The organism is Bacillus sp. PS196, assembly GCF_037963555.1.
In the GTDB taxonomy this organism is placed as follows: domain Bacteria; phylum Bacillota; class Bacilli; order Bacillales; family Bacillaceae; genus Bacillus; species Bacillus subtilis.
In genome coordinates this window covers 3,057,893-3,077,620 of the sequence record NZ_CP150159.1, presented here as the reverse complement: position 1 = coordinate 3,077,620, position 19,728 = coordinate 3,057,893, and the positions used below count along the sequence as shown (strand labels likewise).

17 protein-coding genes are annotated in these 19,728 nt (G+C 45.4%); 11 read left to right on the top strand and 6 right to left on the bottom strand.

Annotated elements, in window-relative coordinates; all coding sequences use genetic code 11:
* Positions 1-10: 10 nt before the first annotated feature.
* From glgD to glgP, 3 genes are read left to right on the top strand one after another with little or no spacing between them, the layout of a single operon-like run.
* Positions 11-1,042, top strand: coding sequence for a glucose-1-phosphate adenylyltransferase subunit GlgD (glgD, locus tag NST79_RS16015; RefSeq protein ID WP_015251371.1), 1,032 nt, complete (start codon positions 11-13; stop codon positions 1,040-1,042).
* On the top strand, positions 1,039-2,493 hold the full coding sequence (glgA, locus tag NST79_RS16010; protein WP_134991449.1) for a glycogen synthase GlgA: 1,455 nt from the start codon (positions 1,039-1,041) through the stop codon (positions 2,491-2,493). Before glgD ends, glgA begins: the two co-directional genes overlap by 4 nt.
* Complete coding sequence (gene glgP / locus NST79_RS16005) at positions 2,480-4,876, top strand: glycogen phosphorylase GlgP (protein WP_033884545.1); 2,397 nt, start codon at positions 2,480-2,482, stop codon at positions 4,874-4,876. Before glgA ends, glgP begins: the two co-directional genes overlap by 14 nt.
* A 30-nt stretch (positions 4,877-4,906) precedes the next feature.
* On the opposite strand, the gene NST79_RS16000 is transcribed toward glgP, so the two are convergent.
* Together NST79_RS16000 and cotI are read right to left on the bottom strand one after the other, a co-directional pair.
* The gene (locus NST79_RS16000) at positions 4,907-5,374 is read right to left on the bottom strand and encodes a TspO/MBR family protein (RefSeq protein ID WP_204551355.1); all 468 of its coding nucleotides are present in this window, start codon (positions 5,372-5,374) and stop codon (positions 4,907-4,909) included.
* 79 nt (positions 5,375-5,453) lie between these two features.
* The gene (gene cotI, locus NST79_RS15995) at positions 5,454-6,527 is read right to left on the bottom strand and encodes a spore coat kinase CotI (protein WP_015251374.1); all 1,074 of its coding nucleotides are present in this window, start codon (positions 6,525-6,527) and stop codon (positions 5,454-5,456) included.
* Positions 6,528-6,716: 189 nt separating this feature from the next.
* Between cotI and cotSA the strand changes: the two genes are divergently transcribed.
* From cotSA to NST79_RS15980, 3 genes are read left to right on the top strand one after another with little or no spacing between them, the layout of a single operon-like run.
* On the top strand, positions 6,717-7,850 hold the full coding sequence (cotSA, locus tag NST79_RS15990; protein WP_003229028.1) for a spore coat protein CotSA: 1,134 nt from the start codon (positions 6,717-6,719) through the stop codon (positions 7,848-7,850).
* A gap of 14 nt (positions 7,851-7,864) precedes the next feature.
* Positions 7,865-8,920 (top strand): spore coat putative kinase CotS, encoded by a 1,056-nt coding sequence (gene cotS, locus NST79_RS15985; protein ID WP_088467357.1) that lies wholly within the window; start codon positions 7,865-7,867, stop codon positions 8,918-8,920.
* A gap of 1 nt (position 8,921) precedes the next feature.
* Entirely contained in the window at positions 8,922-9,353 is a 432-nt protein-coding gene (locus NST79_RS15980; protein WP_212059402.1) for a hypothetical protein, read from the top strand.
* 73 nt (positions 9,354-9,426) lie between these two features.
* Here the strand turns inward: NST79_RS15980 and NST79_RS15975 are convergent, their stop codons facing one another.
* Genes NST79_RS15975 through NST79_RS15965 form a run of 3 tightly spaced genes read right to left on the bottom strand, consistent with a single transcriptional unit; the run spans position 9,427 to position 12,886 of the window.
* Positions 9,427-10,650 (bottom strand): glycosyltransferase family 4 protein, encoded by a 1,224-nt coding sequence (locus NST79_RS15975; protein ID WP_076458306.1) that lies wholly within the window; start codon positions 10,648-10,650, stop codon positions 9,427-9,429.
* Positions 10,651-10,652: 2 nt separating this feature from the next.
* The gene (locus NST79_RS15970; RefSeq protein WP_029318306.1) at positions 10,653-11,603 is read right to left on the bottom strand and encodes an NAD-dependent epimerase/dehydratase family protein; all 951 of its coding nucleotides are present in this window, start codon (positions 11,601-11,603) and stop codon (positions 10,653-10,655) included.
* Entirely contained in the window at positions 11,600-12,886 is a 1,287-nt protein-coding gene (locus NST79_RS15965) for a UDP-glucose/GDP-mannose dehydrogenase family protein (RefSeq protein ID WP_004398478.1), read from the bottom strand. The genes NST79_RS15970 and NST79_RS15965 overlap by 4 nt, the downstream gene beginning before the upstream one ends.
* 171 nt (positions 12,887-13,057) lie before the next feature.
* Here NST79_RS15965 and NST79_RS15960 point away from each other — a divergent pair, with 171 nt between their 5' ends.
* Positions 13,058-13,876: a UTP--glucose-1-phosphate uridylyltransferase gene (locus NST79_RS15960; RefSeq protein ID WP_212059400.1), complete on the top strand. Its 819-nt coding sequence runs from the start codon at positions 13,058-13,060 to the stop codon at positions 13,874-13,876.
* Between the two features lie 8 nt (positions 13,877-13,884).
* On the opposite strand, the gene NST79_RS15955 is transcribed toward NST79_RS15960, so the two are convergent.
* Positions 13,885-14,604 (bottom strand): yteA family sporulation protein, encoded by a 720-nt coding sequence (locus tag NST79_RS15955; RefSeq protein ID WP_003229046.1) that lies wholly within the window; start codon positions 14,602-14,604, stop codon positions 13,885-13,887.
* 289 nt (positions 14,605-14,893) lie between these two features.
* On the opposite strand from NST79_RS15955, the gene NST79_RS15950 reads away from it, so the two are divergent.
* Genes NST79_RS15950 through menB form a run of 4 tightly spaced genes read left to right on the top strand, consistent with a single transcriptional unit; the run spans position 14,894 to position 19,710 of the window.
* Complete coding sequence (locus NST79_RS15950) at positions 14,894-16,309, top strand: isochorismate synthase MenF (protein WP_212059398.1); 1,416 nt, start codon at positions 14,894-14,896, stop codon at positions 16,307-16,309.
* Positions 16,306-18,048 (top strand): 2-succinyl-5-enolpyruvyl-6-hydroxy-3-cyclohexene-1-carboxylic-acid synthase, encoded by a 1,743-nt coding sequence (gene menD / locus NST79_RS15945; protein WP_212059396.1) that lies wholly within the window; start codon positions 16,306-16,308, stop codon positions 18,046-18,048. Before NST79_RS15950 ends, menD begins: the two co-directional genes overlap by 4 nt.
* Positions 18,036-18,860: a 2-succinyl-6-hydroxy-2,4-cyclohexadiene-1-carboxylate synthase gene (menH, locus tag NST79_RS15940; RefSeq protein ID WP_212059394.1), complete on the top strand. Its 825-nt coding sequence runs from the start codon at positions 18,036-18,038 to the stop codon at positions 18,858-18,860. Before menD ends, menH begins: the two co-directional genes overlap by 13 nt.
* A gap of 34 nt (positions 18,861-18,894) precedes the next feature.
* The gene (menB, locus tag NST79_RS15935) at positions 18,895-19,710 is read left to right on the top strand and encodes a 1,4-dihydroxy-2-naphthoyl-CoA synthase (protein WP_003229054.1); all 816 of its coding nucleotides are present in this window, start codon (positions 18,895-18,897) and stop codon (positions 19,708-19,710) included.
* The last annotated feature ends 18 nt before the right edge of the window (positions 19,711-19,728 follow it).

The following is a 19,728-nucleotide window of genomic DNA, read 5'->3' as shown; positions in this document are numbered from 1 at the left end:
GGCAGAGTCAGTGTTCAATAATCAAATGTTAGGTGTTATAGATGAAACCACATATAAGCATTCTCTTCAGGATTTAACAGCACAGCGGTCGCTCGGGGCGATCCCTTTTGCCGGCAGGTACCGACTGATTGATTTTATGCTTTCCAACATGGTGAATGCGGATATTAGGAGTGTTGCAATTTTTCCGAAGTATCGTTACCGTTCGCTCATGGATCACCTTGGGGCGGGTAAGGAATGGGATTTGCACCGGAAAAAGGACGGCCTCTTTTTTTTCCCGTCTCCCCATCTTCATCACGAATACGATGAATTCGGTTCCTTTCGCCAGTTTTCGGACCATCTAGATTACTTCCACAGAAGCACTCAGCAATATGCTGTAATCTCCAACAGCCATACCGTATGCAACATTCAATTTCAATATGTGCTGAAACGCCATCAGGAGGTTGGCTGCGACGTCACCGAGGTATTTCAGGACGGCCAGTCGCTGCAAATCTATATCATGTCAACAACGCTTTTAAAGGATCTGATCTACGGACATAGCGAAAAAGGCTATAAAACCATTCAGGAGGCTGTTGAAAAGGAATCTTCCGCCCTGACCATTTGCCCTTATGAATATTCAGGTTATGCCGCTGTCATTGATTCGGTGGAAAAATATTATACCCACAGTATGGAGCTCATTCAGCCTCGTTTTTGGCAGCAGGTGTTTTTGCCTCAGCAGCCTATCTATACAAAAGTGAAGGATGAGCCGCCTACGAAATACGGAAAGCACAGCACTGTCAAAAATTCTTTGGTGGCAAACGGCTGTGTGCTTGAAGGAGAGGTTGAAAACTGCATTTTGTTCAGGGCGGTCCATGTCGGAAAGGGTACGAAGCTGAAAAACTGTATTATTATGCAAAAAACGCAGATTGGCGAGGATTGTCTTCTTGAGCAGGTCATTTCGGATAAGGACGTTAAAATCGGCAAGGCGACAGAAGCTGTAGGAACAGCTGAGCAGCCGCTTGTATTAAGAAAAGGTTTGGTGCAAGGAGAGCTGATGAATTCTTGAAGATATTATTTGCTGTGTCTGAATGCACCCCATTTGTGAAATCAGGAGGTCTTGCCGATGTAGCAGGCGCTCTTCCGAAGGCGCTTGCGCGATTAGGCAATGAAGTATATGTGATGCTGCCGAAGTACAGCCAAATACCTGAACCGTGGAAAAAGCGTATGAAAAAAAAGGCTGAGTGTACGGTAGCTGTCGGCTGGCGTCAGCAATATTGCGGAATTGAACATATGGCCGAAGACGATGTGAATTATTACTTCATCGACAATGAGTACTATTTCAACAGGGATTCGTTGTACGGGCATTATGATGACGGTGAGCGGTTTGCCTTTTTTTCAAGAGCTGTGCTGGAGGCTGCCAAAGTTGTGAATGTTCCAGCCGATATTGTTCATACTCACGATTGGCATACAGCGATGGTCAATTATTTGCTGAAAGAGGAGTACAGAAAACATCCTTTTTATGAACGGATGAAAAGCGTGCTCACGATCCACAACCTGCAGTTTCAAGGCATATTTCCTCCTGATGTCACACATGACTTGCTGGGTCTTGAGATGGATCATTTTCATTATGAAAGGTTAGAATGCAACGGATTTGTCAATTTTATGAAGGCGGGCATCATTGCGGCTGATCATGTGACAACTGTGAGTCCCACTTACAGAAATGAAATATTGACGCCGTATTATGGTGAGCAGCTGGAGCAGGTTTTGCAATATAGGGAAAATGATGTAACCGGCATATTAAATGGCATTGATGATACGTTCTATCAGCCGAAAAGCGACCCTTATATAGAGGCGCAATACGATTCAGGGGATCTTGCATGCAAGTTGGAAAACAAAACGAAGCTTCAGCGGCGGATGGGGCTTCCAGAGAAAAACGATATTCCGCTGATCAGTATGGTGACAAGGCTCACTAAACAAAAGGGGCTTGATCTTGTCCGCAGAATTATGCACGAACTTCTTGAGGAGCAAGACATACAGCTGGTTGTGCTGGGCACAGGAGAACGTGAATTTGAAGATTATTTCCGGTATGCAGAATTTGCTTTTCATGAGAAGTGCCGGGCTTATATCGGGTTTGATGAGCCACTAGCCCATCAAATTTATGCGGGCTCTGATATGTTTTTGATGCCGTCGAAATTTGAGCCGTGCGGTTTGGGGCAGCTCATTGCTCTTCAATATGGCGCCATTCCGATTGTCAGGGAAACGGGCGGTCTTTACGACACTGTCCGTGCCTATCAGGAGGAAGAGGGAACGGGCAATGGCTTTACGTTTTCCGCCTTTAATGCGCATGATCTGAAATTTACGATTGAACGAGCGCTGTTGTTTTATCGCCAACAGGATGTATGGAAGAGCATCGTGAAGACCGCTATGAATGCAGATTACAGCTGGGGGAAGTCGGCTAAAGAGTATCAGCGTATTTTCGAGCAGGTGACAAGGAGTGGACGGGATGTTCTCGAGTAAAGAACGCTTTGCAGACTTATTTTTAAAGCGTCTGGAAATGACGTGCGGAAAAAGCTTTAAAGATTCTGCCAAGCTGGATCAATATAAAACGTTGGGCAATATGGTCAGAGAGTATATCAGCGCTGATTGGATCGAAACGAATGAAAAAAGCAGATCAAATTCCGGGAAGCAGACATATTATTTATCAATCGAATTTCTGCTCGGTCAGCTCCTTGAGCAAAACTTAATGAATCTTGGTGTTCGTGATGTTGTAGAAGCTGGTTTAAAGGAAATCGGCATCAATTTAGAGGAAATCCTTCAGATAGAGAACGATGCAGGTCTCGGCAACGGCGGGCTTGGCCGCTTGGCCGCTTGCTTTTTAGATTCTCTTGCTTCGTTGAACCTGCCGGGGCACGGGATGGGCATACGTTATAAGCATGGCTTGTTTGAGCAAAAAATTGTAGACGGACATCAGGTGGAGCTGCCTGAGCAATGGCTGAAAAACGGGAACGTATGGGAAGTAAGGAATGCGGATCAAGCAGTGGACGTGCCGTTTTGGGGCGAAGTCCATATGACAGAAAAAAGCGGGCGCCTGCATTTTCGCCACGAACAAGCGACAATTGTTACCGCTGTTCCTTATGATATCCCGATCATCGGCTATGAAACGGGCACTGTCAACACGTTAAGGCTTTGGAACGCCGAGCCCTATGCCCATTATCACGGCGGTAATATTTTGTCTTATAAGCGAGAAACAGAAGCGGTTTCTGAATTCTTATATCCCGATGACACCCATGATGAGGGAAAAATTTTACGGCTGAAGCAGCAGTATTTTTTAGTATGCGCAAGCTTAAAAAGCATTGTGAACAATTACCGAAAAACACATAAATCTTTATCCGGCCTGCATAAAAAAGTGAGCATTCATATTAATGACACTCACCCTGCGCTTGCGGTGCCTGAGCTGATGCGGATTTTGCTCGATGAAGAGAACATGAGCTGGGAAGAAGCTTGGCATATCACTGTACATACGATTTCTTATACAAATCATACAACATTGTCAGAAGCGCTCGAGAAATGGCCGATTCATTTGTTTAAGCCGCTGCTCCCGCGAATGTACATGATTATTGAAGAGATCAATGAGAGGTTTTGTCGTGCAGTTTGGGAAAAGTATCCGGGAGACTGGAAAAGGATAGAGGACATGGCGATTACAGCGCATGGTGTTGTCAAAATGGCTCATCTGGCCATAGTAGGCAGTTACAGTGTAAATGGCGTTGCAAAAATACATTCCGATATATTAATGGAAAGGGAGATGCGCGACTTTCACTTGCTGTTTCCGAATCGTTTTAACAATAAGACGAATGGAATTGCCCACAGGCGCTGGCTGTTAAAAGCGAATCCAGGCTTGTCTGCCATCATTACAGAGGCGATCGGCGATGAATGGGTCAAACAGCCGGAATCACTGATCCGTTTAGAACCGTACGCCACTGATCCTGCATTTATTGAACAGTTTCAAAACAACAAAAGCAAGAAAAAACAAGAGCTTGCCGATTTGATTTTTTGCACGGCCGGGGTGGTTGTGAACCCTGACAGCATATTCGACGTACAGGTGAAACGGCTTCATGCATATAAACGGCAGCTGCTGAATGTTCTTCACATTATGTATTTGTATAACCGCCTCAAGGAGGACGCCGGGTTTTCAATCTACCCGCAAACCTTTATTTTCGGGGCAAAGGCTTCACCAAGCTATTATTATGCCAAGAAAATCATTAAGCTGATCCATTCTGTCGCAGAAAAAGTCAATTATGATCCGGCAGTCAAACAGCTGATCAAAGTTGTTTTTTTAGAAAATTATAGAGTTTCTATGGCTGAGCGAATTTTTCCGGCATCAGACGTAAGTGAGCAAATTTCAACCGCAAGCAAGGAAGCGTCTGGTACAGGGAATATGAAGTTTATGATGAACGGGGCTTTGACGATCGGCACGCATGACGGCGCAAATATCGAGATCCTTGAGCGGGTGGGCCCTGACTGTATTTACACGTTCGGCTTAAAGGCGGATGAGGTTCTATCGTATCAGGAAAATGGTGGCTATAGATCGAGGGAATATTATCAGCATGACAGAAGAATCAGGCAGGTAGCGGATCAGCTGATCAATGGTTTTTTTGAAGGAGAAGCAGATGAATTTGAATCGATCTTTGACTCGCTGCTTCCGCATAATGATGAGTATTTTGTGCTGAAGGATTTCAGCTCATATGCAGATGCGCAGGAGCGAATTCAAGCTGATTATCGAGAGCGAAGGAAATGGTCTGAGCGTTCGATTGTAAACATTGCTCATTCAGGATATTTCTCCAGCGACCGCACGATCCGGGAATATGCGAAGGACATTTGGGGCATCAAGCCGATGATGTGAAAAAGCCGCTGTATAAGCGGCTTTTTTTGTTCACAGATCCATTGAATTGATTGTAAAGGATAAGAACGTCGCAAATGCACTCCATAAAAAATAAGGCAAAAGAAGATAGCTTGCGGCTCTGCTGTATTTTTTGGCAATGATCAGTAATACGATTGCTGTGATGGCGACAAGCAGGCAGTCAAGCGATGCAGCCAGCAGATTTTTTTGCGTAAACTGGAAATAGCTGAAGGCTTGATTGAGCACGTAATTTATCAAAAGTGTAAACCAAAAGCTTTTCGCACCTTTAAATGAAAACGCAGCATATACAATGGCTGCTGAAAGGGAGATCAGGGCAAACAGGATGGCCCAAATGATGCCGATCGCAGTTCCGCTTGGCGTCCAGTCCGGTTTTTTCAATGAATTGTACCATTCTTGGTCCACAGGAAACAGGTAGCCTGCGGCTGAAAACAGCGCATATGTAATTACAAAAACGGCTAAAGCGCCGACAATCTTTTTCATATTTGCAACCTCCGCATGTATTTAATTACCCTTTATCTTATAAAGATCAAACCCCCGATATGCGGGGGAAATGATGGTCTTAAATAAGCTGCCGCAATGCGTTTGCTTTAATGCGTTCATATTCAAAAGCTGATTCTAATTCTTCCTTCGGTAAAGCAGACTTGCGGACGTATTTTTCGCGAATGACATCGTAAAGCTCGTAAGGAAACAGCATATCAATAAACATGACTTGTTTTTGTTCTTCAGTTAATGGGGCTCTGGATTCGTATGCGTTCAGCATGACATTAAATGTTTCTTCATCCCAAACGCCCGTCGTATCCAAAAGCGGAATAATCATTTTGCGCAAATCGCGAATAGGCAGATCAAATGAAACGGTATCTAAGTCAATGACCCAAATCTGTTCATTTTCCCCTAAGAGTGTATTTCCGGTTCCGTAATCTTGGTGGCAAAGGTTAGGGCTTTTTTTCAGCTGTTCAGTCCATGGAACATAGGTCGACTGCAAAAGCTGGTCTTTGATGCGCAGCCCGTCTTCAATAAAGCCATCTATCTCCTGAAGATAAAACTGTGAGAAAGGATCTTCTTTTTCCGCCTCCGCCATCAGCTTCCACGTTTCCATCTGTTTGCATCGTTTCGTGTAGTGATTCGGCCAGCGACCTAATTTGGTAAATACGGGAACGCCATTTGGCGGCTGATATCCGACGGAAGCTGTATGAAAATCAGCAAGGCCTTTCATGATAAACTCCAAGTCCTGCTTTACAGTCAGCTCAAACGGCCTTCCTTCGATCCAGTCATATACGACAAATAGAAATGAGCCGTGCTTGGAATATAGGCTGCCTTTTTTGTTTGGGAGTATGCCAGGAACATTCATTCCTTTTTTTGCTAAATAGTCCTGCGCGAAAATGGAAAACAACGCTTTCTTTTCTGGCCTGTGTATTCGTTTTAGACAAACCGCGCCGGAGTCTGTGTGGACCTTCCAGACAAGGGCCATCTGGTTTCCCTGAATGACGTCTATTTTTTCAGCCTGCACATCCCATCCTTGAAGCACATTTTCAGCCAGCTCCGTTAATTTTTTTGCATCTTCTGCTGATAAAGGAAGCTCTGATGAATTCCCCTCCTCAATGACTTCATGGTTTTCTGCCATTAAAGGACACATCCTTACCTGTTTTACTCCTACCTTATGAATCAAAAGGAAAAAATGATTGAGTTATTTGACTATATTTAATAGATGAATCTGGTTGTTTACCCGTTTTGTTTTTAGGGCAGTCCCATTCCGCACAAGTTGGTTGTTCAGCCGTATCATGATTCTAACTAGTTAAAAATCATGCAGGAATGGAGGCTATGTATGAAAATAGCACTGATCGCCACAGAGAAGCTTCCTGTCCCATCGGTTCGAGGAGGCGCCATTCAAATCTACCTAGAAGCGGTTGCCCCTTTAATTGCCAAAAAACATGAGGTGACTGTGTTTTCTATTAAAGATCCGAATCTCGCTGATAGAGAGAAGGTAGACGGTGTCCATTATGTGCATTTGGATGAAGACCGTTATGAAGAAGCCGTTGGAGCAGAGCTGAAAAAGAGCCGTTTTGATCTTGTGCATGTTTGTAATCGCCCAAGCTGGGTTCCGAAATTGAAGAAACAGGCGCCGGATGCTGTTTTTATTTTAAGCGTTCACAATGAAATGTTCGCTTACGATAAAATCAGCCAGGCGGAAGGCGAGATTTGCATCGACTCCGTAGCGCAGATTGTTACGGTCAGCGATTATATCGGACAGACGATCACAAGCCGTTTTCCGTCAGCACGATCAAAAACAAAAACGGTGTATTCTGGTGTGGATTTAAAAACGTACCACCCTCGCTGGACGAATGAAGGGCAGCGGGCTCGCGAAGAGATGCGTAGCGAGCTGGGGCTTCACGGCAAAAAAATCGTCTTGTTTGTCGGCCGGCTTAGCAAAGTCAAAGGCCCGCACATATTATTGCAAGCTTTGCCGGACATCATTGAGGAGCACCCCGATGTCATGATGGTGTTTATCGGGTCAAAATGGTTCGGAGATAATGAATTAAATAACTATGTCAAACATCTTCATACCCTTGGTGCGATGCAAAAGGATCATGTCACATTTATTCAATTTGTGAAGCCAAAGGACATTCCGCGCCTTTATACCATGTCAGATGTATTTGTATGCTCTTCGCAATGGCAGGAGCCTTTAGCAAGGGTGCATTATGAAGCGATGGCTGCGGGACTTCCTATTATTACAAGCAATCGGGGAGGCAATCCAGAGGTCATAGAGGAAGGGAAAAACGGCTACATCATTCATGACTTTGAAAATCCTAAACAATATGCCGAACGTATCAATGATTTGCTGAGCAGCTCGGAAAAGCGGGAACGGCTTGGGAAATACAGCCGCCGTGAGGCAGAAAGCAATTTTGGCTGGCAGAGGGTGGCTGAAAATCTGCTCAGCGTCTATGAAAAGAACAGATAAAAGGGGTGAACAGAGTGTACCAAAAAGAGCATGAAGAACAGATTGTGTCCGAAATTCTCAGCTATTATCCGTTTCATATCGACCATGTGGCGCTGAAATCGAACAAAAGCGGGCGCAAAATCTGGGAAGTCGAAACTGATCATGGCCCAAAGCTGCTAAAAGAAGCGCAAATGAAACCGGAGCGGATGCTTTTTATCACTCAGGCACACGCCCATTTACAAGAGAAAGGGCTGCCGATAGCGCCGATTCATCAAACAAAAAATGGCGGGAGCTGCTTGGGCACGGATCAGGTTTCTTACAGCTTATATGACAAAGTGACAGGAAAAGAAATGATTTACTATGATGCAGAGCAAATGAAAAAAGTCATGTCATTTGCCGGCCATTTTCATCATGCCTCAAAAGGATATGTTTGCACAGATGAAAGCAAGAAGAGAAGCAGGCTGGGAAAATGGCATAAATTGTACCGATGGAAGCTGCAGGAACTTGAAGGGAATATGCAGATCGCGGCATCCTATCCTGATGACGTATTTTCGCAAACTTTCTTAAAACATGCTGATAAAATGCTGGCAAGAGGAAAAGAAGCTCTTCAGGCGCTTGATGACTCAGAATACGAAACCTGGACAAAAGAAACGCTCGAGCATGGCGGATTCTGTTTTCAAGATTTTACATTGGCACGTTTGACAGAGATCGAAGGGGAGCCTTTTTTAAAGGAGCTTCACTCGATTACCTACGATTTGCCGTCAAGAGACCTTCGTATTCTACTGAATAAAGTGATGGTTAAGCTTTCTGTATGGGATACTGATTTCATGGTCGCACTGCTTGCGGCCTACGACGCAGTGTATCCGCTCACAGAAAAACAGTACGAGGTACTTTGGATTGATCTCGCGTTTCCGCATTTGTTCTGTGCAATCGGGCACAAATATTATTTGAAGCAAAAGAAAACGTGGTCAGATGAGAAATATAACTGGGCGCTGCAAAACATGATTTCTGTTGAAGAATCTAAAGATTCGTTTTTGGATAAACTGCCGGAACTGTATAAAAAGATAAAAGCGTATCGGGAGGCGAATTGACATGAGGTCATCGAGACAAAAAGCCTCTATTTCTAAACTGGATCTCGACCAATTCGTATTTACACCGCCTGGACCGATGGGATGGCAGGCTCATGACTCAACCTCAGCTGAGAAGGAAGAAGAGGAGAAGCATTTAGATGTGGGCAGCATTCGAGAGCTCCCTCACATCAATGCACCGAAAGAATATCAAGAAGAAACGAAGGAAAAGGAAACAGATCACAAAATCGTCGATGATGAAGAAGAAACGAAATTCGAAACCACTCTGGAGCCTGAGGAGGAGCGTGATTCGAAACGCTCAGCGCCCCCATATGAAGAAGAGGATGAAGATGAAGAACCAGACTTAGCGGAAGAAGCTAAAGTGGAAATCATCATTCTTCCAAGTGAATCTAAACCAGCTCCATGGTTTTCTCAAACTGTAAAGCGCAAGGCATAAAGTCACATTTATGCCTTTTTTTAAGTTCTCTGCAGCGAAAAAACAGCCCGTTTTGCAACACGAGCTGTAGGTTTTATGTTTTTGCTTTCACAAAAAGCTGATTGATAGATGATAAATCAAAATTTTGCGTCAGAAAAGGCGGCGGAAATTGTTTGTTTTTCGGAGTGAGAACGGATTGGTAAACAGTATTGAGCCTTTTGGCCGCATGGGTAAAGGTAAATAAAGCTTCTACATGCTGTCGGGCGTTTTTTGTCATTTTGCTCATTAATTCTTGATCTGTAAAGGCTCTGTCAATTGCTTTTGCAAATGAAGAAGGTTTGTTGTATCTGTCGATGACAAGGCCGGTGACTTCGTCTTTTACGACTTCACCGTTTCCGCCCCGATTTGTGGTAATTAAGGGCGTGCCGGCCGCCATTGCTTCATAATTCACACGGGCGAGGGGTTCGTTCCACTGAGAGCTGCACACAAATACATCTGCCATCAGAAAAAGGTTTGGGATGTCGTCTGCGGGAATGAATTTTGTAAAGATTATGTGGTCTCTGTATGGCAGCGCCAGCGTGCGCAGATAGGTGACATATTGGTTTTCGCTGTCATCGCTGAACCACTTCCCGCCTGCTATGACCAATACAGCATCAGGGTGCTGCTGCAAAATCCTTCTCATGCTGTGAATGAGAAGGTGAGGTCCTTTTGTCGGGCTTAAGCGGCCGGCGAATAAAATAACTTTTTTATCTTCAATACCGTATTTTTTCCGGTATGTTTTTCTGACAGCCGAGCCTTTCATCGTCCAGACGGGCGGATAAGAGTTTAAATCAACGCCGGAATACACAACTTTTGTGATGTCCTCGGCTTCAGGGAAACGTTCAATGACGGTTTGTTTAATAAATTCGCTCACAGTTGTGATCATGGAGACATTGTCGAGTACTTCTTTTCCTTGCGCGAAGGTCATCTTTTTTTCAGAAAACATTTCGTTATGCAGGCTCAGAACGATCTTGCTGTTTGGTGAGGCTTTTTTATATAAAGAGACATTTAAAGGCCTGTTGAACACATGAATGAGGTCAAAGGAAGAGGCTCGCAGCTCTTCGGCTACCGCCTCGCGGTAATGTTCTTTTGGCAGATGGATATAATGTACGCCGTCTTTTGTTTCTCTTTTTGGGAGCGCTGGATCTTCTATTGAAAAAATGGTCAGGTCGTACCTGCTGCTGAAATAGGGCGTGACACCGTCAATCATCATTTGAATAGCGCCGCCGCGTACTGCGGGCGCCGGCAGCTTTTCTGTACAGATAAAGGCAAGCTTCATTTTTATTCCCCCTGATACAGCGACGATAAATAGGCGATTTCGTTGGTCAAGCCATCCTTTAAGGATGTGGCGGGATCATAATGCAAGAGCTGTTTTGCTTTTGAAATATCCGCCCACGTGTTGCTCGGTTCCCCTGCTATTTTGTCCGAAAAGTGCAGTGTTGCTTTTCTCCCGGAAATATCCTCAATGAGGGAGACAACTTTTAAGACTGAGGCACGCTCTGCGCCGCCGATATTTACTGTTTCACCAATAAGGTGGGGTTTCCCAAGAACAGCGGTGATGCCTTTGACACAGTCGCTGATATAAGTGAAATCTCTTGACTGCTGCCCATCACCGAAGATGGTAAGCGGCTTTTGCTGAAGGTGCTGCTTAATGAGCCGGTGAAAAGCCATATCCGGCCGCTGTCTTGGCCCGTATACGGTAAAAAAACGGAGAATCACAATTGGAATGCCAAAGCTCTGTTTATACACATGGCAAAGCTTTTCTCCCGTAAGCTTTGTTACCCCGTACGGAGATAAAGGAGAAAGCGACGTGTTTTCGCTGACTTTTCCTTGTTTTTCGCCATAGACGGAAGAGGTGGATGCAAAGACGAACGTTTGAATAGAATGTTCCCGGCACGCCTCGAGGAGCCTTTGGAGCGCTTGGATATTATGTGCGGCATATGGGTGAAAATGATTGCCCCAGCTTGAGCGGACACCCGGTATGGCCGCCAAATGAAAGATGACGTCCACTCCTTCCAGTAAGGGAGCAAGATCGGCTGTCAGCAGATTTTCCTTTATGAACGTAAATCGCTTTTCCGGCAGCAGGTTTTTAAGGTTTTTTAATTTCAAGGAAAATGGAGTAGGACCGATAAAGTCATCGATTCCGATAACGTTATGTTTCTTATCTTTTAGTAATTCTTCGCAGAGGTGGGAGCCGATAAAGCCCGCTGCTCCTGTGACGAGTATTTTCATGGACGGCCAACTCCCGTACAGATCAGGCCGCAAGCCTCGATCAGTTCTTTTTTTAGTACGTTGCGTCCGTCAATCACAAGACGCCCTTTCATGATATCTGCAGCCTTTTTCCAATCAAACGCTAAAAACTCAGACCATTCTGTCGCCAAAAATAAAAAGTCACTCTCTTCGATCGCATCAAAAGCTTGAGAATGCTGAGTTACATGTTGCCGCAAATGTTCTGGAAGTACAGCTTCAGGATCATATGCATGAACATCACATCCCAGCTCCGCCAGCCTTTCCATCAGTCTGACAGCCTGAGAATTCCGGATGTCATCAGTATTCGGTTTGAAGGAAATGCCGAGTACAGCCGCTTTCTTGCCTTGAAGTGTTTCGAAGAATGACTGTATTTTTTTGATATACAGGCCAAGCTGGGTGTCATTAATGTGCTGCACGGCCCGGAGCAGGAAGGTCTCCGTGTTTTTTTCCTGGGCAGCAAATTGCAGCGCCTGCAGATCCTTTGGAAAACAAGAGCCTCCGTATCCGATGCCTGCCTGCAAAAAGTGCTTCCCGATCCTTGGGTCTAGACCGATAGCGCGGGAAATATCTGAGATATCTGATTGATAGGCTTCACATATGCGGGCCATTTCGTTAATAAACGAAATTTTGGCCGCTAAAAAGAAATTGTTGGCATATTTGATCAGCTCTGCTCCCGCTAAGCTTGTAACGATAAAAGGGGTATCAATGTGTTTGTAAATGGATTTGACGATGGCTGCCGATACGTGATCTTCTTCCTGAACACCGATGACTGTTTTGTCAGGATGCAGCATGTCATATAAGGCATTGCCTTCCCGCAGAAACTCCGGATTGGATACGATATTAAAGAGGTTTTTAGACACTCCGGAGGCAATCAGCTGTTTTGCTATGTTTTCATTTGTCCCGGGCGGAACAGTGCTTTTCGTAATAATGGTTTTATACGATCGGATCGCCTCGCTTAAATCACCGATGACGGACTGCAGGGCTTTCGTATCAGCTGATCCGTCCGAACGCGGCGGAGTTCCGACTGCGATAAAAATAACGGGACATTCCTCCATGCTCGATTTCACTTCAGAAGAAAACGAGAGATTGCCGCAACGAAGTATTGCATCTGAAAGCCCAGGCTCGTAAAAGGGAATGACTCCTTTTTTCAGCTGCCCGATTTTTTTGACGTCTTTGTCTGTGCATATCATGTCATGTCCGATGGATGCCAGTGCCGCTGATAGGGTTAAACCGACATACCCGGCGCCAACCACACAAATTTTCATCACCTGAGCTCCTTTACAAGATTACTGGTCATATATCAATATCCTATTAAAAAAGGGCTGGTTCGTGATTCCGCTTTCTGCCCAGTTGCTTCCGCCTAATTTCAGATGTACAAACATCGGGATGCGCTCTTGGAATATCATGTAATAAACATGAGCTGAGGGGAAAATACCATGATAAAAAAAGCGATCATTCCTGCAGGCGGATTCGGCACGAGAAATCTGCCGGTGACGAAGGTGATTCCGAAAGAAATGTTTCCAGTAGGATCTAAGCCTGTGATTCATTATCTTGTTGAAGAATTAAAGGAGTCAGGCATTGAGGACATTTTGATGGTTGTATCGAGCCATAAAAATCTGATTGTCGACTATTTTGATTCCTCTTTGGCACTTGAGGCTTTTTTGGCCTCTAAGAATAAACTGCATTTGCTTAGTGAGCATCCCATTCCGGATATACGGATTCACTATGTGCGGCAGCCTTATGCAAAGGGTCTTGGCGACGCCATTTCTTTCGGAAAGCAATTTGCAGGCGGAGAGCCTTTTGCCGTCGTTTTGCCTGATGATCTGATTTTTTCCGCCAATCAGCCGGCTTTGGGGCAGCTGATTGAAGCATATACGAAATATCAGTCCAGTGTGATCGGCTTAAAAGAAACAAAAACGGAGGATTTACATCATTACGGTGTGATAAGGGGGGAGTCTGTTGAAAAAGGGCTTTATCGCATACAGGATATTGTGGAAAAACCTAAACAAAACCCTCCGTCTCATTTTGCCGCAGCAGGGCGTTATATTTTCACACCGGATATTTTTAATGAGCTGGAGGCATTAGAAGCTGATAGCGGAGGAGAAGTGCAGGTAACGGATGCGATAAAAGCTTCGCTCGGGGCATGTACCGTATACGGGAAATTGCTAGAGGGCGAGCGGTATGACATCGGCCTGCAAAAGGATTATCTGAAGCTGATTTACGATATGCTGAAAACGGAAAAGAACCCCCAATAATCGGGGGTTCAATCAGCGTGGAGATCGCCGAATGTGGTCATGATTCCCTCTTCGTCAAGTTCTTCTTCATAGCGCTCATGGGCTCTGCTTTGATAAACGGTAATTTCTTTTCCAGTGATATCTGTAGCGATGAAATTTTCGTAAGACTCCGTATTGCCGATATTCTCTTCGGCATTCATCGTCATATCATCATAGCTGAGCGGAGGGTTTTCCATATCCTGCGGCGTTTGTGAGTTACCATATTTTTCGACATCCTGATAGGAATCCTCACTGTCATATGGCGCTCTGATTTCTTCATCATCATCAAATTCAAATTGCCCGAATGGTGTTTCTTCTTCAATCGGACGGTCTTTGGAAACCACGTCCTGTGAAGAATACTCCGCGAGGGTTGTGGCAGTCGGAAGCGCTTCAAGTCGTTCGAAAGGGATTTCCTTTCCGCTGACTTCACAAATGCCATACGTACCGTTTTCTATTGCCTTCAATGAATGCTCAATGTCCCGAAGGTGCTCTCGCTCATGCAAGTCTAGAGCGATGTCTTTCTCACGCTCGTAAAGTTCTGTCGCCTGATCGCCGGGATGGTTGTCGTATGCCGAAAGCTCACCCCACGAATCATAAGGAAATGCTGAGTTAAGCTGAAAATGATCATTGTCTTTGAAACGGTTTAAGATATCTTTTTTCGTTTGTTCCAGTTCATTTTTTAAATGCTGAAGCTGTTCTTTCGTAAGCAATGTGATCGCCTCGTTTCTCTGTGATGCATACCTTTAGTATGAACAGATCGCCTGAGAACTTTCATAAATGGCGGGTGGAGGAATATAGGAGGTTTTCCTTTTATGGTAAGCGGATACAACCTTTGCTATCAGTGGAGAAAGAAATTTAAGCTTTGTTTCTTTTTCATTTCTGAAATTAGGTTTATAATAGGTAAGGCAGGCCATTTGGACTGCATGATCTGTGTTTGACACAGAGGAGACACAGGTGTATGGTATTAAAAGCATTTTAAGGATTATGGAGGAATGTCTCATGGTGACAACGGTGCAGCGTACGTTCCGAAAGGAAGTTCTACATGCATTACATAAAGCCAAAGAAGTCAACCATGCTGTCTTAATAAGCTATTCGAGACAAATCGAGTCTCTTGACCCTCTATCATTTTTCAATTACGGAGCAAAAAAATATACAGGCAATCGATTTTTTTGGTCAGATCCTGAAAGTGAATTGACAATAGTCGGTCTTGGCAAAGAAGCGGTTTTCCAGACAAATCAAAAAAACAGCGAGCGGTATCGTGAGGTTTTTGAACAATGGGAGCGCTTTAAAAAGACGGCTTTTCATATTTATGAAGAAGAAAAGCTGCAGCATTCTGCAGTGGGACCTGTGTTATTCGGAGGATTTTCTTTTGACCCTTGCGAAGAAAGAGGTTCACAATGGGACCATTTCTCGGAAGGGGATTTCTTTGTGCCTGCGCTTATGCTGACAATGACTGCTGAAGGCCCGTTCTTAACAGTTAACAAATGGGTAAGCGGAGGAGAAGATGCAGAAGCTGTTTTAGAAGGCTTAAAAGTTTTTGCAGCGGAATTTATGGTTCCCGATTTCAAGCAAGAAGATCAGGCTGTGATTGCAGCAGCCGAAGAGCTGGATAAGGATGATTGGCTGAAAGCAATCGAAATGGCCACAAGCCAAATTAAAGAGAAACAATATGATAAGGTTGTTCTTGCCCGAGAGCTGCTGCTCACGTTTGACGGTCCAATCCAAATTGAACCGGTGCTTAAAACGCTTCTGGACGATCAGCAGACAAGCTATGTTTTTGCAATTGAACAAGAAGGCAAAACTTTTGTCGGCGCGTCTCCGGAAAGACTGATCAAAAGAGACGGCGGCACTGTCATGTCTTCCTGTCTGGCAGGCTCCATTAAACGAGGCGTGAATGAAGAAGACGACCGCCGGATAGGCCTTGAATTATTAAACGATGAGAAAAACCTGCTTGAGCATGATATTGTGGTAGGTATGATTCATAATGCTTTTGTATCAAGCTGTTCAGAGGTTGAAAAGCCTGATGGACCTGTTTTGTACAAAACAAAAAGCGTTCAGCACCTGTTTACGCCGATTGTCGGACAGCTGCGCGAGTCTGCATCGATTTTTGACTTAATTGAGAAGCTGCATCCCACTCCGGCGCTTGGGGGAGCACCTCAGGAAAAAGCTGTTGACGTGATCAGGGAGATTGAACCGATGTCTCGCGGCTGGTATGCGGCCCCTATCGGCTGGATTGACAGCCAGGATAACGGGGAATTCGCGGTCGCCATTCGTTCAGGGCTCATCGAAGGAAGCACAGCAAGGCTGTTTGCCGGGTGCGGTATTGTGGAAGACTCGGAACCAATCTCGGAATATGAAGAAACACAGATTAAATTGAAGCCGATGATCTCTGCATTAGGAGGTGAGAGGCGTTGACAGTCAACCCGATTACTCATTACATCGGAAGTTTTATTGATGAATTCGCCCTTTCCGGAATTACGGACGCCGTCGTTTGTCCGGGCTCAAGATCTACACCGCTGGCTGTTCTTTGTGCTGCGCATCCCGATATCAGCGTCCATGTCCAAATTGATGAAAGGTCTGCCGGATTTTTTGCCTTAGGTTTGGCAAAAGCGAAGCAGCGTCCCGTACTATTGATCTGTACATCTGGAACAGCCGCGGCCAACTTTTATCCGGCTGTGGTTGAAGCCCATTATTCAAGGGTGCCTATTATTGTGTTAACTGCTGATCGGCCTCATGAGCTGCGCGAAGTAGGCGCACCGCAGGCTATTAATCAGCACTTCTTATTCGGTAACTTTGTTAAGTTTTTCACAGACTCTGCTCTTCCTGAAGAGTCTCCGCAAATGCTGAGATACATCCGAACGCTGGCAAGCCGCGCTGCCGGAGAAGCACAAAAGCGCCCGATGGGGCCTGTCCATGTGAATGTGCCGCTGCGCGAACCGCTGATGCCGGATCTTTCAGATGAGCCGTTTGGAAGAATGAGAACAGGCCGTCATGTGTCTGTGAAAACGGGTACGCAGTCTGTTGACCGAGAGTCCCTGTCTGATGTGGCTGAGATGCTCGCAGAGGCTGAAAAAGGAATGATCGTCTGCGGAGAGCTCCATAGTGATGTGGATAAGGAAAACATTATTACGCTGTCAAAAGCGCTTCAGTATCCAATTTTAGCGGATCCGCTGTCTAATCTGCGGAATGGTGTTCATGATAAAAGCACTGTTATTGATGCGTATGATTCGTTTTTAAAAGATGATGAGCTGAAGCGGAAACTTCGTCCTGATGTTGTCATTCGGTTTGGACCGATGCCTGTTTCAAAACCGGTTTTCTTATGGCTTAAGGATGATCCTGCGATTCAGCAAATCGTGATTGACGAGGATGGAGGGTGGAGAGACCCGACACAGGCAAGCGCGCATATGATTCATTGTAATGCGTCTGTTTTTGCTGAGGAGATCATGGCAGGCCTTACTGCTGCTGCCAGATCCTCAGAGTGGCTGGAAAAGTGGCAGTTTGTCAATGGGCGGTTCCGCGAGCATCTGCAAACAATCAGCAGTGAAGATGTTTCGTTTGAAGGCAATCTCTATCGAATCCTTCAGCATCTTGTGCCTGAAAACAGCTCGCTGTTTGTGGGAAACAGCATGCCGATCAGGGATGTTGATACGTTTTTCGAAAAGCAGGACCGCCCTTTCCGGATTTATTCAAACCGGGGAGCAAACGGGATAGACGGTGTCGTCTCCTCTGCCATGGGGGTATGTGAAGGAACAAAAGCGCCTGTTACCCTTGTGATTGGAGATTTATCTTTTTATCACGATTTAAACGGCCTGCTGGCGGCCAAAAAGCTGGGTATTCCTCTTACTGTGATTCTTGTCAATAATGACGGAGGAGGGATTTTCTCCTTTTTGCCGCAGGCTTCTGAGAAGACACACTTTGAAGATTTGTTCGGCACACCGACAGGGCTCGATTTCAAGCATGCGGCTGCACTTTACGGCGGAACGTATTCATGCCCGGCTTCTTGGGATGAATTCAAAACAGCTTACGCGCCGCAGGCAGACAAGCCCGGACTCCATTTGATTGAAATCAAAACGGATCGCCAATCAAGAGTCCAGCTTCATCGCGATATGCTGAATGAGGCTGTGCGGGAAGTGAAAAAACAATGGGAACTGTAAACATAACGGTATCAGATGGTGTCCGATATGCAGTGGCAGACGAGGGGCCGAATGCTTCCGAAGCCGTCGTCTGTCTGCACGGGTTTACCGGCAGCAAACAATCATGGAATTTTCTTGATGAAATGCTGCCTGATTCCCGCTTGATCAAAATTGATTGTTTAGGGCATGGGGAAACCGATGCCCCGCTGAATGGGAAAAGATACAGCACAAGCCGGCAAGTTTCTGACCTTGCCGAGATTTTGAATCAATTAAAACTTCACAAAGTGAAATTGATTGGGTATTCTATGGGAGGAAGGCTTGCTTACTCTTTCGCGATGACATATCCCGAGCGGGTATCGGCACTTGTGCTTGAAAGCACGACGCCGGGGCTCAAAACACTTGGAGAACGGCGGGAACGAATCATGCGGGACCGGAAGCTTGCTGATTTTATTTTACGAGACGGGCTCAAAGCGTTTGTTGCGTATTGGGAGAATATCCCTTTGTTTTCATCTCAGCAGAGGCTGGCTGAAGATATTCGGCACAGGATACGATCGGGCCGTCTGCGGAACAATAAGATTGGGCTTGCGAACAGTTTAACCGGCATGGGCACCGGTTCACAGCCTTCCTTGTGGAGCCGTGTAGAGGAAATAGATGTTCCTGTGCTTCTTATCTGCGGGGAGTGGGACGAAAAATTTTGCGCCATCAATCAAGAGGTGCATAAGATGCTTCCTTCTAGTAGAATAGAGATTGTTCCAAAAGCAGGACATACGGTCCATGTGGAACAGCCGCGATTGTTTGGTAAAATAGTGAGTGAGTTTTTGACAAGCATCTGACTCATTCACATAGAGAATAAAAGGAGGTCATCATATGGCTGAATGGAAAACAAAACGGACATACGATGAGATATTGTATGAAACGTATAATGGCATTGCAAAAATAACAATCAACCGACCTGAGGTACATAATGCGTTTACCCCTAAAACGGTTGCTGAAATGATTGATGCGTTTGCTGACGCAAGAGACGACCAAAACGTTGGGGTTATCGTGCTTGCCGGTGCAGGGGACAAAGCATTTTGTTCTGGCGGAGACCAAAAAGTGCGCGGCCACGGTGGATATGTAGGAGACGACCAGATCCCTCGTCTTAACGTATTGGATCTTCAGCGTTTAATCCGCGTCATCCCGAAACCGGTTGTTGCGATGGTGTCCGGCTATGCGATCGGCGGAGGCCATGTGCTTCACATCGTATGTGACTTGACAATTGCTGCGGACAACGCAATTTTCGGACAAACAGGCCCTAAAGTGGGAAGCTTCGATGCAGGTTACGGTTCTGGCTACCTGGCTCGAATTGTAGGACATAAAAAAGCACGTGAAATCTGGTACCTATGCCGTCAGTACAACGCACAGGAAGCACTGGACATGGGTCTTGTCAACACAGTCGTTCCTTTGGAACAGCTTGAAGAAGAAACGATTAAATGGTGTGAAGAAATGCTTGAAAAAAGCCCGACCGCACTGCGCTTTCTTAAAGCTGCGTTTAACGCGGACACAGACGGACTTGCTGGAATTCAGCAGTTTGCAGGGGATGCTACCCTTCTTTACTACACAACAGATGAAGCAAAAGAAGGCCGTGATTCCTTTAAGGAAAAACGCAAACCTGATTTCGGACAGTTCCCTCGTTTTCCGTGATCAGCAATACCTAGTAAA

Coding starts and splice junctions, on each gene's coding strand:
- NST79_RS15975 (WP_076458306.1), bottom strand. CDS start 10,650: ATGAAGCTTGCCTTTATCTGTACAGAAAAGCTGCCGGCGCCCGCAGTA.
- cotSA (WP_003229028.1), top strand. CDS start 6,717: ATGAAAATAGCACTGATCGCCACAGAGAAGCTTCCTGTCCCATCGGTT.
- menB (WP_003229054.1), top strand. CDS start 18,895: ATGGCTGAATGGAAAACAAAACGGACATACGATGAGATATTGTATGAA.
- NST79_RS15950 (WP_212059398.1), top strand. CDS start 14,894: ATGGTGACAACGGTGCAGCGTACGTTCCGAAAGGAAGTTCTACATGCA.
- NST79_RS15980 (WP_212059402.1), top strand. CDS start 8,922: ATGAGGTCATCGAGACAAAAAGCCTCTATTTCTAAACTGGATCTCGAC.
- cotI (WP_015251374.1), bottom strand. CDS start 6,527: ATGTGTCCTTTAATGGCAGAAAACCATGAAGTCATTGAGGAGGGGAAT.
- NST79_RS16000 (WP_204551355.1), bottom strand. CDS start 5,374: ATGAAAAAGATTGTCGGCGCTTTAGCCGTTTTTGTAATTACATATGCG.
- NST79_RS15960 (WP_212059400.1), top strand. CDS start 13,058: ATGATAAAAAAAGCGATCATTCCTGCAGGCGGATTCGGCACGAGAAAT.
- menH (WP_212059394.1), top strand. CDS start 18,036: ATGGGAACTGTAAACATAACGGTATCAGATGGTGTCCGATATGCAGTG.
- glgP (WP_033884545.1), top strand. CDS start 2,480: ATGTTCTCGAGTAAAGAACGCTTTGCAGACTTATTTTTAAAGCGTCTG.
- NST79_RS15965 (WP_004398478.1), bottom strand. CDS start 12,886: ATGAAAATTTGTGTGGTTGGCGCCGGGTATGTCGGTTTAACCCTATCA.
- NST79_RS15970 (WP_029318306.1), bottom strand. CDS start 11,603: ATGAAAATACTCGTCACAGGAGCAGCGGGCTTTATCGGCTCCCACCTC.